Genomic DNA, 15980 nt, shown 5'->3' on the forward strand with positions numbered 1-15980 from the left:
CCTCTTTGGCAAAGGATTAGAAATAGAATGATTTATTAAAAGAAAAAGCCAGGCAGGGCGTTAAATCCTGCCCGGCTAATTTGAAAAATAAGTTTGACCATATTCACATTTGTGAATTTGGTTTTCCATTATTCAAAAGACTCTACTGGCTCTTCTTCTGTATCTGGCTGTGGTGCAATGTTAAGTGCATCAGCTGGCTGAAGATCGTCTTCTTCGTCTAAATCGCGAAGCTCTACTTCTTCATCATTAACTGTTAACATCTTAACATCCATACCAAGAGATTGAAGTTCTTTAATCAATACTTTGAATGACTCAGGAACACCTGGCTCTGGTACACTTTCACCTTTAACGATGGCTTCATATGTTTTCACACGACCAACAACGTCATCAGATTTAACCGTTAAGATTTCTTGAAGTGTATACGCAGCACCATAAGCTTCAAGTGCCCATACCTCCATTTCACCAAAACGTTGTCCACCAAATTGCGCTTTACCACCAAGTGGTTGTTGCGTAACAAGTGAGTAAGGACCAGTTGAACGTGCATGAAGTTTATCATCAACCATGTGAGCAAGTTTGATCATATACATGATACCTACTGATACACGATTATCGAATGGTTCACCAGAACGTCCATCATACAGGATTGTTTTACCGTCACGGTTCATCCCAGCTTCTTCCATTGTTTCCCAAACGTCTTCTTCATTAGCACCATCAAATACTGGTGTTGCCATGTGAACGCCTAGATAACGAGAAGCCATACCTAAGTGTAACTCTAAAACTTGTCCGATATTCATACGGGAAGGTACACCAAGTGGATTTAACATGATATCAACAGGCGTGCCATCTGGCATGAATGGCATATCTTCTTCTGGTAAGATACGAGAGATAACCCCTTTGTTACCATGACGTCCGGCCATTTTGTCCCCAACACGAATTTTACGTTTTTGAACAATATAAGCACGAACTAATTGGTTAACACCTGGTGGTAATTCATCGCCATCTTCACGGTTAAATACTTTAACATCAAGAATGATACCGCCAGCACCGTGTGGTACACGTAATGAAGTATCACGAACCTCACGAGCCTTTTCACCGAAGATTGCATGTAATAAACGCTCTTCAGCAGTTAATTCTGTAACCCCTTTAGGCGTTACTTTCCCAACAAGAATATCACCGTCACGTACTTCCGCACCAATACGGATAATACCACGTTCGTCTAGGTTACGAAGTGCATCTTCTCCGACGTTTGGAATATCACGAGTGATTTCTTCTGGTCCAAGCTTTGTATCACGAGATTCTGATTCATATTCTTCGATATGAACAGATGTATAGACATCGTCTTTTACAAGGCGCTCACTCATAATAACAGCATCCTCATAGTTAAAGCCGTTCCAAGTCATGAATGCAACCAGTACGTTACGTCCAAGAGCTAGTTCGCCTTTTTCCATTGAGGGACCATCTGCTAAAATGTCTCGAGGTTTCACACGTTCGCCTACTTTTACAAGTGGGCGTTGGTTATATGAAGTACCTTGGTTAGAACGAATGAACTTCTGTAATTTATATTTTGTTAAATCGCCTTTAACCTCTTTGCCGTCTACAACTTCAATGCGGCGTACATGGATAGAGCGAGCTTCAACGTGCTCAACAATACCATCATACTTCGCTACTACAGCTGCACCTGAATCACGCGCATCAACATGTTCCATACCAGTACCAACGAATGGTGCTTCTGGGTTAAGTAGTGGAACTGCTTGACGTTGCATGTTGGCACCCATAAGTGCACGGTTCGAGTCATCGTTTTCTAAGAACGGTATACATGCAGTCGCTGCAGAGACAACTTGTTTAGGAGATACATCCATGTAGTCCATTTGCGCTTTATTGAATACCGTGTTATCACCACGGAAACGACCTACTACTTCATCATTTACAAAAGTACCATCTGGATTTAACGGTGAATTTGCTTGTGCTACATAGTAGTTATCTTCTTCATCAGCTGTTAAATAATCAATTTGCTCCGTTACTCGACCTGTTTCGTGGTCAATACGACGATAAGGTGTTTCAATGAAGCCAAATTTATTAACTTTGGCAAATGAAGATAATGAGTTGATTAACCCAATGTTTGGACCCTCTGGTGTCTCGATCGGACACATACGACCATAGTGAGAGTAGTGAACGTCACGTACTTCGAAGCCAGCACGCTCACGCGTTAAACCACCAGGACCTAATGCAGATAGACGACGTTTATGCGTTAACTCTGCTAATGGGTTTGTTTGGTCCATGAATTGTGATAATTGAGAGCTTCCGAAGAACTCTTTAATCGACGCAATCACTGGACGGATATTGATTAATTGTTGTGGTACGATCGCAGCTGTGTCATTAATTGACATACGCTCACGTACTACACGTTCCATACGAGACAAACCGATACGGAATTGATTTTGTAGTAACTCACCAACAGAACGTAGGCGACGGTTACCTAAATGGTCAATATCATCTGTTGCACCTACTTGGTAAAGTAAGTTAAAGAAATAGCTTACTGAAGATAAAACATCAGCAGGTGTAATATTCTTCACTTCTTCATCAATGTACGCATTACCAATGATATTAATTTCTTTTTGAGCTTCATCCTTTGGAGCATAAATCTTAATAGATTGGATGGTTACATCATCTTCAAGCACTCCACCGACTTGTGATAAAGTGCGGTAACCAATACCTTTTGATGAATCTTCTAGGTAAGGTAGAATTTTATCTAAAGTACGACGATCTAGTACTGTACCTTTTTCTACTAAAATTTCGCCTGTTTCTGGATCTACAAGCGTTTCAGCAATCGTTTGGTTGAATAAACGATTTTTAATGTGAAGCTTTTTATTCATTTTGTAGCGACCAACATTCGCTAAATCATAACGTTTAGCATCGAAGAAACGAGAGTATAATAAACTCTTCGCACTTTCTACTGTTGGTGGCTCACCTGGACGTAAACGTTCGTAGATTTCTAAAAGCGCTTTTTCTGTACTTTCAGAGTTATCTTTTTCTAACGTATTACGCAGATACTCGTTATCACCGATAATATCGATAATTTCTTGATCTGAACCGAAACCTAATGCACGTAGTAACACTGTTACTGGTAGCTTACGAGTACGATCAATTCGCACATAAACTACGTCTTTCGCATCAGTTTCATACTCTAACCAAGCACCACGGTTTGGAATAACTGTAGCTCCAAAGCCTTTTTTACCGTTTTTATCAGTTTTATCATGGAAATACACACTTGGTGAACGAACTAATTGTGAAACGATAACACGTTCAGCACCGTTGATAATGAACGTACCTGTTTCTGTCATTAACGGGAAATCACCCATGAAGACATCTTGTTCTTTCACTTCGTCTGTTTCTTTGTTGTAAAGACGTACTTTCACACGTAATGGAGCTGCGTAAGTAACATCTCGCTCTTTACACTCATCAACATCATATTTAGGCTCACCTAATGAATAATCGATGAATTCTAATGAAAGATTACCTGTAAAGTCCTCGATCGGCGAAATGTCACGGAACATTTCACGTAAACCTTCTTCAAGGAACCACTCGTAAGACGCCGTTTGAATCTCAATCAGATTTGGAAGCTCAAGCACCTCTTTAATACGCGCAAAGCTTCTACGCTGGCGGTGTTGTCCGTACTGAACTAGTTGACCTGTCAACTCATTCACCCCTCAATAAAGCGATATTAGGTCTTTGCAAAATCATACAAATAGTGTATGATTTCGAAAGACAAAAAGAAAACGAGTCTTCAAAAAGATCTCATTTTCGGTTAACTAAACTTATCTTGGCAAGTATACCCATATTAAAACAATTCTATACAAAAAGGGCATACGACCTCAAAATAATATTTTTGCATTGTATCATATTATCATAGCCGATTTGTCAAGTCAATAAATTATACATATTTCATTTATTTTTTTGCGCGTACTATCCAGTACCCTTTTTTCTTTTCTACTACATCGACTTCTGAAAACTTTTCTTCTAAGTAACTTACTGTCGATGGCGCTCCTTGTTTCTTCTGAATGACTACCCAGAGTTCACCCGAAGACACTAGCCGATCGTAAGCTCCATCGTAAAAGCGGAAAATCGTTTCCTTCCCCGCACGAATTGGTGGATTTGTTAAGATAGCTGCTGCATCTACATCTTTATCAACCATCGATAGGCCGTCACTCACAAATATTCGCACATTTTGAACACCGTTCACTTGCGCATTTTTTTGCGAAAGCGCAACTGCACGTTCATTAATATCCATCATAAAAACGGTACGGTCTGGATTAGTTTTGGCAATCGATAACCCTATCGGCCCGTATCCACAACCTACATCAAAAATCGCACCATCAATATCAGGCATTTGAAAAGCGTCTATTAAAACACGGGATCCAAAATCTACTTCGCTTTTACTAAATACACCTGCATCCGTTTCGAATGAAAACGTATGCCCTAGTAACTTGAATGTCCAGTGACGTGGTTTACTTTCAGTTTGAGGCTTACTTGTATAATAGTGATCTGACATTTTCACGCCTCCTCAGAATGAAGAAAAAAGCTCGCCAAAATGACGAGCTTTCCTTTTGTTAAAAAGTAACGCGAGATTACTTAACTTCTACAGATGCGCCAACTTCTTCAAGTTTAGCTTTGATTTCTTCAGCTTCATCTTTAGAAACGCCTTCTTTAAGAGCTTTAGGAGCGTTATCTACTACTTCTTTAGCTTCTTTAAGACCTAAACCAGTGATTTCACGAACCACTTTGATTACTTTGATTTTTTCTGCACCAGCAGATGCTAATACTACGTCAAATTCTGTTTTTTCTTCAGCTGCAGCAGCACCACCAGCAACTACTGCTACTGGAGCAGCAGCTGTTACACCGAATTCTTCTTCGATAGCTTTTACTAAATCGTTTAATTCAAGAACTGTCATAGCTTTGATAGCTTCTAAGATTTGCTCTTTATTCATTATAATTTCCTCCTAATTGGATAATGTTTTATTTTTTTGCGATCAGGCCGCAGAAGTATTAGTGCGTCTTAAATTACGCGCCTTGTTCTTCTTTTTGTTCTGCAACAGCTTTTGTTGCAAGTGCGAAGTTACGCACTGGAGCTTGAAGTACAGATAAAAGCATAGAAAGTAGACCTTCGCGTGATGGAAGTTCTGCAAGTGCTTTAACATCTTCAACAGAAGAAATAGTACCTTCAATAATACCAGCTTTAATTTCTAAAGCTTCGTTTTTCTTAGCGAACTCGTTGATGATTTTAGCAGGCGCTACAACATCTTCATTTGAGAACGCAATTGCGTTAGGACCAACTAATACTTCGTTGATTCCTTCAAGGCCAGCAGCTTCAGCAGCACGACGAGTTAAAGTGTTTTTGTAAACTTTGAACTCAACGCCAGCTTCACGAAGTTGTTTACGAAGCTCTGTTACTTGTGCAACATTAAGACCACGGTAATCCACAACTACTACAGAAGCAGCGCCTTGGAATTTTTCAGTAATCTCTTGAACTTGTACTTGTTTGTTTTCGATTGCTTTGCTCATGATGACACCTCCTATTAGAATGGGTCATTTATACCGACAAAAGAAAAGCCTCCGAGTCAAATAGACACAGAGGCTGAAAGTCATCATCTTTAAATAAGAATCTGAATTCCGATGTCCTCGGTAGGAACATTAAGTGACAAGTCACTCCTACTGTCTACGGTACAAATGGATAATTCACAACAGCAACTATAGTATCACGTATAGCCACTATCGTCAATACATATATATAAATTATTTTACTACTACGTTAGAAGCGTCAATTTTAACCGCTGGACCCATTGTAGTTGTAACATTTACAGATTTCATGTAAGTACCTTTAGCTGCAGCAGGTTTTGCTTTTTGAACTACATCAAAAACAGCTAAGAAGTTTTCTACTAATTTTTCTGCTGAGAAAGAAACTTTACCGATAGGAGCGTGGATAATACCAGCTTTATCAGCACGGTATTCTACTTTACCAGCTTTGATTTCTTCGATAGCTTTTGTTACATCAAAAGTAACTGTACCAGTTTTAGGGTTTGGCATTAAACCTTTAGGCCCTAATACACGACCAAGTTTACCAACTTCACCCATCATGTCAGGAGTTGCTACGATTACATCGAAGTCAAACCAACCTTGTTGGATTTTTTGGATGTATTCTGCATCGCCTACATAGTCAGCACCAGCTGCTTCAGCTTCTTTAAGTTTTTCACCTTTTGCAAATACTAATACGCGTTGAGTTTTACCAGTACCGTTTGGTAGTACTACTGCACCACGGATTTGTTGGTCGTTCTTACGAGTATCAATACCTAAGCGGAAAGCAACTTCTACAGTAGCGTCGAAGTTTACTGTGCTAGTTTTTTGAGCAAGTTCGATTGCTTCTTGTGCAGTGTAAAGTGCGTTACGATCAATTAATTTTGCTGCATCTTGCAGTTTTTTACCTTTTTTAGCCATTATATATTTCCTCCTTGATTGTGGTTATAGCGGATTTTACCTCCCACGAATAAAGGTTGCGTGTTCACAAAGAAACTTCGCAACCTTCCAAAAAACAAAACATCAAGTAAATGGGATTAGTCTTCGATAACAATACCCATGCTTCGTGCAGTACCTTCAACCATTAACATAGCAGCTTCTACTGAAGCAGCGTTAAGGTCTGGCATTTTAGTTTCAGCGATTTCGCGAACTTTATCACGTTTAACCGTTGCCACTTTTTTACGGTTTGGTTCACCAGATCCAGATTGGATACCAGCTGCTACTTTAAGTAGAACTGCTGCAGGTGGAGTTTTTGTAATGAAAGTGAAAGAACGATCCTCGAATACTGAAATTTCAACTGGGATAATAAGACCAGCTTGATCAGCAGTACGCGCATTAAATTCTTTACAGAATCCCATGATGTTCACACCCGCTTGACCTAATGCAGGACCAACCGGTGGAGCTGGGTTAGCTTTACCAGCAGGGATTTGAAGTTTAACAACTTTAATAACTTTTTTAGCCACGAGACACACCTCCTTAAGTCCGTGATGTGGTAATTGGGTTGCCCCTCCCACTCAATATCTGTCTGTCAGCTAAGTGCCGATAACATTAAAATTATCATTACAGACGTCAAACAAAAGTATGACAGTCTGACCTATGAAATGATACCACTTTTAATTTTTTTAAGCAAGTAGTAATTAACAAAATCTGCGAAACATCTACCAATTAGCATGTAATGTTCTAATGTTAGAACTATAATTTTTGAACTTGTTCGAAATCTAGCTCCATAATCGTTTCGCGACCAAACATATCAACCGTCACTTTAATTTTACCTTTTTCTGTGTCAATTTCTTCAACACGTCCTTGGAAATGAGCAAACGGCCCTTCTAATACTTCTACTGCTTCACCAACAGTAATGTCCACTTCTACAACTTTATCAGTCATACCCATTTGTTGTAGTAAACGATCTGCTTCTTCAGGTAATAACGGTGTTGGTTTTGCTCCTCCACCAGATGAACCGATAAAGCCCGTAACACCAGGCGTATTTCGAACTACATACCAAGAATCATCTGTCATGATTAACTCTACTAACACATAACCAGGGAAAACTTTACGCATCATTGTACGTTTTTTTCCATCTTTCATTTCTGTTTCTTCATGCTCAGGAACAATCACACGGAAGATTTTATCTTGCATTCCCATTGTTTCTACACGTTTCTCTAGGTTTGCTTTTACACGGTTTTCATACCCTGAATACGTATGAACAACATACCAATTTTTCTCCATAACTACTAGGACTCCTCGTCCGTCCCTCCCTTACAAATAAAAGTGAAAATGAATCGCGATACGCTCAATGCATTTTTACTCTTTTCACAAACATCTCATTAGAAAAATATAGCTTTCGCTAATTACTTGCGAAAGCTCGATGATATATACCGAAACTAGCATAGTCATCTATCGCTACTATCATACTCTCCTAGTAGTATTTATCATAATGAGGAGATTTTACTGCTTTGCGCTTCACTTCACCCATCCCACCGATCCCATTAGATGGGGTTTTCTGCTGAATGAATGAAGATAAAACAAACGAAAAAACCCGTTATTGCAATGGACGGGCTATTTCAAAAATATGCTATTTACTAAATTATAAATCTAAGTACCAGCGGAATAATGATGAAATACCTAAGTCAACTAACACAAAAAATAAAGCCATAATGACAACAGTTGAAATTACAACGACTGTATATTTCGTCAGTTCTTTACTTTTCGGCCAGCTTGTTTTGCGCATTTCTGACATTACATCGCTGAAAAAGCTTTTGATCTTGCCCATTCTAGCTTAACCTCCGAATCAATCAAATCTGTCTATTTACATATCATTTTATAGCGTTTGTTTATGCATTGTATGTTCATTGCAATGCGAGCAAAATTTCTTTAATTCGAGACGTACAGTTGAACCTTCTTTAGCTGGGAACGTGTAATTTCTCGAACCACATTTCTCACAATTTAGCACGACTTTTTTTGCCATTTAATCACCTTTTTCGGCACTTTGTCTTTTTAAGACTAACACCTATATTTGTCAATGTCAATAAAGGCCTAAATGGGCTAAGACATTTCCTCAAGGACTAAATGACGTTCTAATTTACGTTTTACCCGCTGCAATGCATTATCGATAGATTTCACATGACGATTTAATTTGGCGGAAATTTCATGATAAGACTGGCCGTCTAGATATAAGGCTAAAACTTGTAGCTCTAATTCACTTAAAATCTCACTCATCTTTTCTTCTAAATATCCAAACTCTTCTCTATGAATCATCAATTCTTCTGGATCATCCATAATAGCACCCGTTAGTACATCCATAAGCGTTCGGTCTGACTCTTCGTCGAATATAGGCTTGTCCAAAGAGATATAGGAATTTAGAGGTATATGCTTTTGCCTAGTTGCTGTTTTAATAGCTGTGATAATCTGTCTTGTAATACATAACTCTGCAAAAGCTCTGAATGATGCAAGCTTATCTCCTTTAAAATCACGAATCGCTTTATATAAGCCTATCATGCCCTCTTGTACAATGTCTTCCTTATCTGCTCCGATTAAAAAATAGGATCTTGCCTTCGCTCTTACTAACAAACGGTATTTTGTAATTAAATAATCCAACGCATCTGTATTACCTTGATGCACCATTTCAATAAGCTCTTCATCATTGAATCGTTCAAAATCTTGTGTCACTTGTACAATGCTATTTTTAAACATGGTATCACCTCAGCCACAACAGATAATTAGAAACAGTATAACGGAATTGGAAAATATGCGTCAATCAATCATTTCAACCCTCGTCGCCATTTTTCAAAGGCGAGCGCAACATCCGGCTTTAATTCTATACGAGAAGGCGGCTTACTTTCTTGCTTCCGCTTCACATCATGAGTAATTTTATGTTGGATAATACTTGTATCAATTTCTAGCTCTCTAGCCGACTTCCTTAAGGCACCATTCCCAAATATAACACTTTGCTCTGCCATATCAGAAGTTGCTACATGAATTTGTACATTTCTAGCCTTTAATTCATGTGTCATTTTTTCAATACGTTCATCTGCTGTTTCATTTCTTCGTGTATAAATGACTTCTACATCATTTTCTATATAAGATTGCTCTACTCCTGGTACAAGATGGGCGTCAAAAACAATAATTACGCGCCAACCCATTGCTGCTTTATATTCAGCCATGAGTTCTATCAACCTTCTTCGCGCATCCTCAAAATTTGTATCACGCAATGGCCGCAGCTCTTTCCAAGATCCAATCATATTATAGCCATCAACAAGCAAAATGTTTTTCATTGTTATTCAATCGCTTCTTGACGTTTACGATACACTTCGTACATTAATAAAGCCGCTGCTACTGATGCGTTCAGTGATGTGACATGCCCAACCATCGGTAAGTGATATAAAAAATCGCATTTTTCTTTTAATAAACGCCCCATCCCTTTGCCCTCACTACCGATAATGATGGCTAATGGTAATGTTGCATCCATTTTTCGATAATCTGCAGATCCCTTTGCATCTGTCCCTGCAATCCATACACCGCGTTCTTTTAATTCATCTATAGTTTGAGCAAGATTGTTTACACGTACAACTGGAACGTGTTCAATCGCTCCTGTAGATGCCTTTGCCACTACTGCTGTTAGACTCACTGATCGGCGCTTAGGAATAATAATACCATGTGCTCCTATAGCATCAGCCGTTCTCATAATAGACCCTAGATTATGAGGATCCTCTAACTCATCTAAGATTAAGAAAAAAGGATCTTCCTGTTTATTAGCTGCGGCTGCAAATAAATCCTCTAGTTCAGCATACTTATAAGCGGCAACAGAAGCAACGATACCTTGATGATTAGCACTTGATAATTGGTCAACTTTCTTTTTTGGGACAAATTGAACTATGACACCACGTTCACGGGCTAAATCTAGCAGTTCATTGACGCCAGATTTTTTTACTCCTTCTGCAATCCATACTTTATTCATATCGCGGCCTGAACGAAGTGCTTCTAACACTGGGTTTTTACCGGCAATAATTTCACCATTCTGTTCTGCCATTATTTAGACACTCCTTTTGATTCCTCGATTATTTGAATAGCATATGCAATGATTTCGTAGACGCGTTCTAGTTCATTCAATAAATATAAACTACCAAGCACCGCCTCAAAGCCTGAGCTATTACGATAGGTTTGGACATCCGTATTTTTTGGTACAGAGCCGGATTTGGCATTGCGTCCACGGCGGAACACAGCCAATTCCTCCTCTGTTAAATAATTTTCATCCATCATGCGATGAACGATCATCGATTGCGCTTTTGCTGAGACGTAGCGAGTTGCCTCTCGATGTAGTGTGTTTGGTTTAACACGACCAGAGCGTAGCAAATATTCTCGGACCTTTTGTTCCAATACGGCATCACCCATATAGGCTAACGCCAGCGCTTTTAATTGTTTAACATCTTCATTGCGAAGTTTATCCAACTTAATTACCCTCGTTTCCATCTAGTTCCTTGTCGTGTATCTTCTAAAATGATACCTTGGGCTTGCAAATGGTCACGGATCTCATCAGAGCGAGCAAAATCACGATTTTTACGTGCCTCGACGCGCTCTTGTAGTAATGCTTCAATTTCTTCGTCTAATAGTTCTTCTTCTTTTGCAAATTCAATACCTAAGACGTCACCTAGTACTTCAAAGGTTTCAATAAAGGTTTCTAATACCTTCTTGCAAGTATTGGCTTCATTTAAGTAAATATTAGCAATACGAGCTACTTCAAATAATACAGAAATAGCGTTGGCTGTATTAAAATCATCATCCATTGCCTCTTCAAAATGCGCTTTCTGTTCCGCAATTTTGTTCAGCCATTCTTCTGAATGATCACCTAAGCTTACAGTAGTCGTAAGGCGATGCTTCACATTGTTGTATGCTGTACGAATGCGCTCTAAACCTGACGCAGCAGCTTCTACTAGGTCCTTCGCAAAGTTAATTGGATGACGATAATGGACAGATAGCATGAAGAAACGCAATATCTGCGGGTCAATTTGTTTACGGATATCATTCACAAGAATAAAATTCCCAAGAGATTTGGACATCTTTTCATTATCAATATTAATATACCCGTTATGCATCCAATAACGCGCAAATGTTTTATCATTGTGTGCCTCTGATTGAGCAATTTCATTTTCGTGGTGAGGGAAAGTTAAATCCTGCCCACCAGCATGAATATCAATAGTATCTCCTAAATGTTCACGAGCCATTACAGAACACTCAATATGCCACCCTGGACGGCCATCTCCCCATGGGCTTTCCCAGAATATCTCACCTGGCTTAGCAGCTTTCCATAAAGCAAAATCTAGCGCATCATCTTTTTCTCGCCCGCTTCAATACGAGCACCGATTTTTAAATCGTCAACTGATTGGTGTGATAATTTACCGTAGCCATCAAATTTACGAGTACGGTAATACACATCTCCAGCAGACTCATAAGCGTAGCCCTTTTCAATTAGCACTTGAATAAATTGAATGATATCGTCCATATGCTCTGTCACACGTGGATGAACATCTGCCTTTTTGCATCCCAGTGCTGTAACATCTTCAAAATAGGCTGCAATAAAACGCTCTGTTAATTCATGTACTTCTTCACCAAGCTCATTTGCTGCTTTAATAATTTTATCGTCTACATCCGTAAAATTGGAAACAAACTTTACATCATAGCCTTTATATTGAAAATAACGACGTACTGTATCATAAACAATTACAGGACGTGAATTCCCAATATGGATATAGTTATAAACCGTAGGACCACAGACATACATTTTTACCTTGCCCTCTTCTAGCGGTACAAAGGTTTCCTTTTGTCGTGTTAATGAGTTAAAAATTTGAATACCCATTGTATTTCACTCTCCTTTTCTGTTGAATAAAAAAAGCGCCTCTATCACTCCTAAAAGGAATGACAGAGACGCTCGATTTGCGTGGTTCCACTCTGATTGAAGACAAAAAGCCTTCCACTTTGGACATCCATTAACGGGGATGACTCGATAAAGCCTACTCTCGTTCAGCTTTATGCTCAAAGGTGCATTTCAGTTTTGCCTAGGCTCAGACCACTTTCAGCCGATGATGGTCCTCTCTTAAGAGCATGCGCCACTTACTTCTCCTTATCAACGCTTTTTCAATGTAAATACATTTTACAACGAAAGAATGAATTGTCAATAAATTTATCTTTATTGTGCAAATTTTTCTACACGGTCAATTGCTTTCTCTTTACCAATTAAACAAATGGCGTTCGGTAACTCTGGTCCATGTGTTTCACCTGTTGTCACAACACGGATTGGCATGAACAGATTTTTACCTTTATGACCAGTTGTCTTTTGTACAGCTTTAATCGCAGCTTTTACCGCATCTGGTGTAAACTCTTCTAGCTCTTCCAATTGTGCTTTAAATGCCGCCATTACTTCAGGTACTTGCTCTCCTGCTAAAACCTCTTTTGCTTCTTCATCATATTCAATATGGTCGTTAAAGAATAGGCTAGATAATTCGACAATTTCTGCACCAAAGCTCATTTGGTCATGATAAAGTGCGATTAAATCCGTCGCCCAAGCATGTTGCTCTGCAGTAAGCTCTTCAGGTAATAAGCCTGCTTTTTGTAGGTGTGGTAAAGATAATGCTACAACTTCTTCCAAAGACAATTTTTTAATATATTGATTATTCATCCATGTTAGCTTTTGTTTATCAAACATAGATGGTGATTTTGAAAGACGTTTTTCATCAAAAATTTTGATAAATTCTTCTTTTGAGAAAATCTCTTCTTCTCCCTCTGGAGACCAACCAAGTAGCGCAAAGAAGTTAAACATCGCTTCAGGAAGATAACCTAAATCTTTATATTGCGTAACAAATTGAATAATCGATTCATCACGCTTAGATAGTTTTTTACGGTTTTCGTTAATAATTAATGTCATATGTCCAAAACGTGGATATTCCCAACCAAATGCATCAAAAATCATCATTTGCTTTGGTGTATTCGATAAATGCTCCTCACCGCGGAAAACGTGAGAGATTTCCATAAAGTGATCATCTAAAACAACTGCATAGTTATATGTTGGAATACCATTTGCTTTTACAAGCACCCAATCACCAATATCTTTAGACTCAAAGGTAACTTGTCCACGAACTAAATCTTCAAATTCGTATGTTACACTTTCAGGTACACGCATACGGATTGTGTATGGCTCACCTGCCGCTTCTTTAGCAGCGATTTCATCTGCTGATAAGTGGCGACATGTACCATCATAAGTAGGAGCAGCTACACCTCTTGCTTTTTGTTCTTCACGAGATGCTTCAAGCTTTTCAGAAGAACAGAAACACTTGTAGGCTACACCTTGCTCTAATAGTTTTTCAGCGTGCTCTTTATAAATATCAAGACGTTCCATTTGACGATAAGGCGCATAAGGTCCACCAATATCAATGGACTCATCATATTCAATACCTAACCATTTTAGGTTATCTAGCTGAGATGCTTCTCCGCCCTCTACATTACGTTCAATATCCGTATCTTCAATACGTACAATGAATTTACCGTTATGATGTTTTGCATATAAATAATTGAATAATGCTGTACGCGCTCCACCGATATGTAAATAACCTGTTGGAGAGGGCGCGTAACGAACGCGAACTTCTTTCGTCATAATTAAAAGCCTCCTAAATTTTCGATCAAAAATTGACTTTGTTCATTTTACCACTCTGTTACAGGAAATAAAAGCGGGGTTCATCCACATTTATTTCTTGATCAATAGAATTGTTGCCATTGCCGCAATACCTTCCTCGCGACCTGTAAAACCTAATCGTTCAGTTGTAGTTGCTTTAACATTTACCTGTGAAGGCTCTGCGTGTAATAATTCAGCGATACGTTGTTGCATCTGTCCAATATAGGGGGCCATTTTAGGACGCTGTGCCATAATGGTACAATCGACATTACCTAGAGAATAACCCTTATCCTCAACGATCTTCCAAATGTACTCTAATAATTTTGCTGAGTCCGCGTCCTTAAATGCAGGGTCTGTATCTGGAAAATGACGGCCAATATCCCCTTCTCCAATTGCTCCTAGAGCCGCATCTGTGACAGTGTGTAAGAGAACATCCGCATCTGAATGTCCTACTAGTCCTTTTTCATGCGGAATGGTAATGCCACCAATAATTAATGGACGACCTTCTTCAAATGCATGTACGTCAAAACCTTGTCCAATTCGAAACATATTCATCTTCCTTTAATTAATATTTATCATTATCATATCAAAATTTGCCCTAGGTTGTTTGAAAAGCGCTTTAATAATTATCCTCCTATAGCAGTAATGGGCAGTTTAGAAAGCTACACTCTCTAGACTGCCCCACATTCTTTAAATATGATACTCTATATTTTTCATTTGACTGTTGCTAATATTCGGAGATGGCTGTGAATTATAAACACGTGAATAAGGGGGAACAGAGTGTGTTAGCCAAATATTACTTCCTAAAACGGAATCGTGCCCAATCGTCGTCTCGCCCCCTAAGATAGTAGCACCAGCATAAATGACAACATTGTCGGCAATATTCGGATGACGCTTAATGCCCTTAATTGGATTACCATTTTCATCTAATGGGAAGCTTAGTGCACCTAATGTTACACCTTGATAAATTTTTACATTCTTACCGATAGTACAAGTTTCACCGATAACTACACCTGTTCCGTGGTCAATAAAGAATGATTCTCCTATTGTAGCCCCTGGATGAATATCGATACCCGTTAATCGGTGCGCATATTCTGACATAATTCGAGGCACAATTTGTACACCCATTTCGTATAACTCATGTGCGATGCGGTGAATATAAACAGCCACAATAGATGGATAGCTTAGCAAAATTTCCTCTGTGGAAAGAGCTGCTGGGTCACCATTATATGCCGCTTGAATATCTGTTTGTAGCACTTGGCGAATGGCAGGAAATCGATTAATCAAATTCATAACAATTTTGTCTGCTTGTTCACGGCAATACTTCTCGCAATTGGCAGGATCACTATCCTCCATATTATAAAATAATACTTTTTCGATAATATCCCGCAAATCTAATGCTGTTTCACGCAGCTTATTACTGCAAACTACGTTCACCCTTGTTTCATCAATAGGTCTTGTCATATAAATGCCAGGAAACAGCACCTCATGGAAATTATCTATTATTTTTATAACCCGATCTCGTCCATCAAAGCCTATTGAGTTGTCAACGTCGATGTACTGTTTATTTATACTAGTTAATGAACCTGTAATTTCTGGAACCTTTTGATTCAACCAATCATTTAATGACACAATAAACACCCCTCACATCTTTTCATCTATTCTATTACCTTATTAATCATATATCCACTATTTCATTTTACACATAAAACAATCACATATGGATAAAATCCACTTTATTGGAGCATTCCAA

Annotated in this window: 16 protein-coding genes, 1 pseudogene and 2 other annotated features; all 17 genes and pseudogenes read right to left on the reverse strand. The window is 38.7% G+C overall.

Features of this window, described 5'->3' with window-relative positions:
- Positions 1 to 128: 128 nt before the first annotated feature.
- The 17 genes and pseudogenes from rpoB to epsC all read right to left on the reverse strand — a co-directional run bounded on the left by rpoB (position 129) and on the right by epsC (position 15859).
- Positions 129 to 3704 carry a DNA-directed RNA polymerase subunit beta gene (gene rpoB / locus LBYS11_RS22265; protein WP_175400790.1) on the reverse strand — a complete coding sequence of 1192 codons (3576 nt, stop codon included), beginning with the start codon at positions 3702 to 3704 and terminating at the stop codon, positions 129 to 131.
- A 242-nt stretch (positions 3705 to 3946) separates the two neighbouring features.
- Positions 3947 to 4549 carry a class I SAM-dependent methyltransferase gene (locus LBYS11_RS22270; RefSeq protein WP_036077767.1) on the reverse strand — a complete coding sequence of 201 codons (603 nt, stop codon included), beginning with the start codon at positions 4547 to 4549 and terminating at the stop codon, positions 3947 to 3949.
- Between the two features lie 76 nt (positions 4550 to 4625).
- Positions 4626 to 4985, reverse strand: a complete 360-nt coding sequence (rplL, locus tag LBYS11_RS22275; RefSeq protein WP_004233598.1) for a 50S ribosomal protein L7/L12 — start codon at positions 4983 to 4985, stop codon at positions 4626 to 4628.
- Between the two features lie 73 nt (positions 4986 to 5058).
- Positions 5059 to 5559 carry a 50S ribosomal protein L10 gene (rplJ, locus tag LBYS11_RS22280; protein WP_103119000.1) on the reverse strand — a complete coding sequence of 167 codons (501 nt, stop codon included), beginning with the start codon at positions 5557 to 5559 and terminating at the stop codon, positions 5059 to 5061.
- Between the two features lie 32 nt (positions 5560 to 5591).
- Positions 5592 to 5737 (reverse strand) — a sequence feature (ribosomal protein L10 leader region).
- Between the two features lie 53 nt (positions 5738 to 5790).
- Positions 5791 to 6489 (reverse strand): 50S ribosomal protein L1, encoded by a 699-nt coding sequence (gene rplA / locus LBYS11_RS22285; protein ID WP_004233594.1) that lies wholly within the window; start codon positions 6487 to 6489, stop codon positions 5791 to 5793.
- 116 nt (positions 6490 to 6605) lie between these two features.
- The gene (gene rplK, locus LBYS11_RS22290; RefSeq protein ID WP_004233593.1) at positions 6606 to 7031 is read right to left on the reverse strand and encodes a 50S ribosomal protein L11; all 426 of its coding nucleotides are present in this window, start codon (positions 7029 to 7031) and stop codon (positions 6606 to 6608) included.
- 229 nt (positions 7032 to 7260) lie between these two features.
- A complete protein-coding gene (gene nusG, locus LBYS11_RS22295) occupies positions 7261 to 7794 on the reverse strand; it encodes a transcription termination/antitermination protein NusG (RefSeq protein WP_004233590.1) in 534 nt (177 codons plus the stop codon).
- A 358-nt stretch (positions 7795 to 8152) separates the two neighbouring features.
- Entirely contained in the window at positions 8153 to 8338 is a 186-nt protein-coding gene (secE, locus tag LBYS11_RS22300; RefSeq protein WP_004233589.1) for a preprotein translocase subunit SecE, read from the reverse strand.
- 48 nt (positions 8339 to 8386) lie between these two features.
- Positions 8387 to 8533: a 50S ribosomal protein L33 gene (rpmG, locus tag LBYS11_RS22305; protein ID WP_004233588.1), complete on the reverse strand. Its 147-nt coding sequence runs from the start codon at positions 8531 to 8533 to the stop codon at positions 8387 to 8389.
- A gap of 77 nt (positions 8534 to 8610) precedes the next feature.
- On the reverse strand, positions 8611 to 9258 hold the full coding sequence (gene sigH / locus LBYS11_RS22310; protein WP_004233587.1) for an RNA polymerase sporulation sigma factor SigH: 648 nt from the start codon (positions 9256 to 9258) through the stop codon (positions 8611 to 8613).
- Between the two features lie 68 nt (positions 9259 to 9326).
- Positions 9327 to 9839 carry an NYN domain-containing protein gene (locus tag LBYS11_RS22315; RefSeq protein WP_103119001.1) on the reverse strand — a complete coding sequence of 171 codons (513 nt, stop codon included), beginning with the start codon at positions 9837 to 9839 and terminating at the stop codon, positions 9327 to 9329.
- A gap of 2 nt (positions 9840 to 9841) precedes the next feature.
- Positions 9842 to 10594: a 23S rRNA (guanosine(2251)-2'-O)-methyltransferase RlmB gene (gene rlmB, locus LBYS11_RS22320; protein ID WP_054548957.1), complete on the reverse strand. Its 753-nt coding sequence runs from the start codon at positions 10592 to 10594 to the stop codon at positions 9842 to 9844.
- Positions 10594 to 11034: a Mini-ribonuclease 3 gene (locus LBYS11_RS22325; protein ID WP_175400791.1), complete on the reverse strand. Its 441-nt coding sequence runs from the start codon at positions 11032 to 11034 to the stop codon at positions 10594 to 10596. Before LBYS11_RS22325 ends, rlmB begins: the two co-directional genes overlap by 1 nt.
- A pseudogene (gene cysS / locus LBYS11_RS22330) lies at positions 11019 to 12418 on the reverse strand (cysteine--tRNA ligase). Before cysS ends, LBYS11_RS22325 begins: the two are co-directional and overlap by 16 nt.
- Positions 12419 to 12479: 61 nt before the next feature.
- Positions 12480 to 12698 (reverse strand) — a binding site (T-box leader).
- Positions 12699 to 12748: 50 nt separating this feature from the next.
- On the reverse strand, positions 12749 to 14209 hold the full coding sequence (gene gltX, locus LBYS11_RS22335) for a glutamate--tRNA ligase (protein WP_054548956.1): 1461 nt from the start codon (positions 14207 to 14209) through the stop codon (positions 12749 to 12751).
- A 90-nt stretch (positions 14210 to 14299) separates the two neighbouring features.
- A complete protein-coding gene (gene ispF / locus LBYS11_RS22340) occupies positions 14300 to 14776 on the reverse strand; it encodes a 2-C-methyl-D-erythritol 2,4-cyclodiphosphate synthase (protein ID WP_004233581.1) in 477 nt (158 codons plus the stop codon).
- A gap of 141 nt (positions 14777 to 14917) precedes the next feature.
- Positions 14918 to 15859, reverse strand: a complete 942-nt coding sequence (gene epsC, locus LBYS11_RS22345; RefSeq protein ID WP_004233580.1) for a serine O-acetyltransferase EpsC — start codon at positions 15857 to 15859, stop codon at positions 14918 to 14920.
- Positions 15860 to 15980: the final 121 nt, after the last annotated feature.

The organism is Lysinibacillus sp. YS11 (assembly GCF_002896375.1).
Lineage (GTDB): Bacteria > Bacillota > Bacilli > Bacillales_A > Planococcaceae > Lysinibacillus > Lysinibacillus capsici.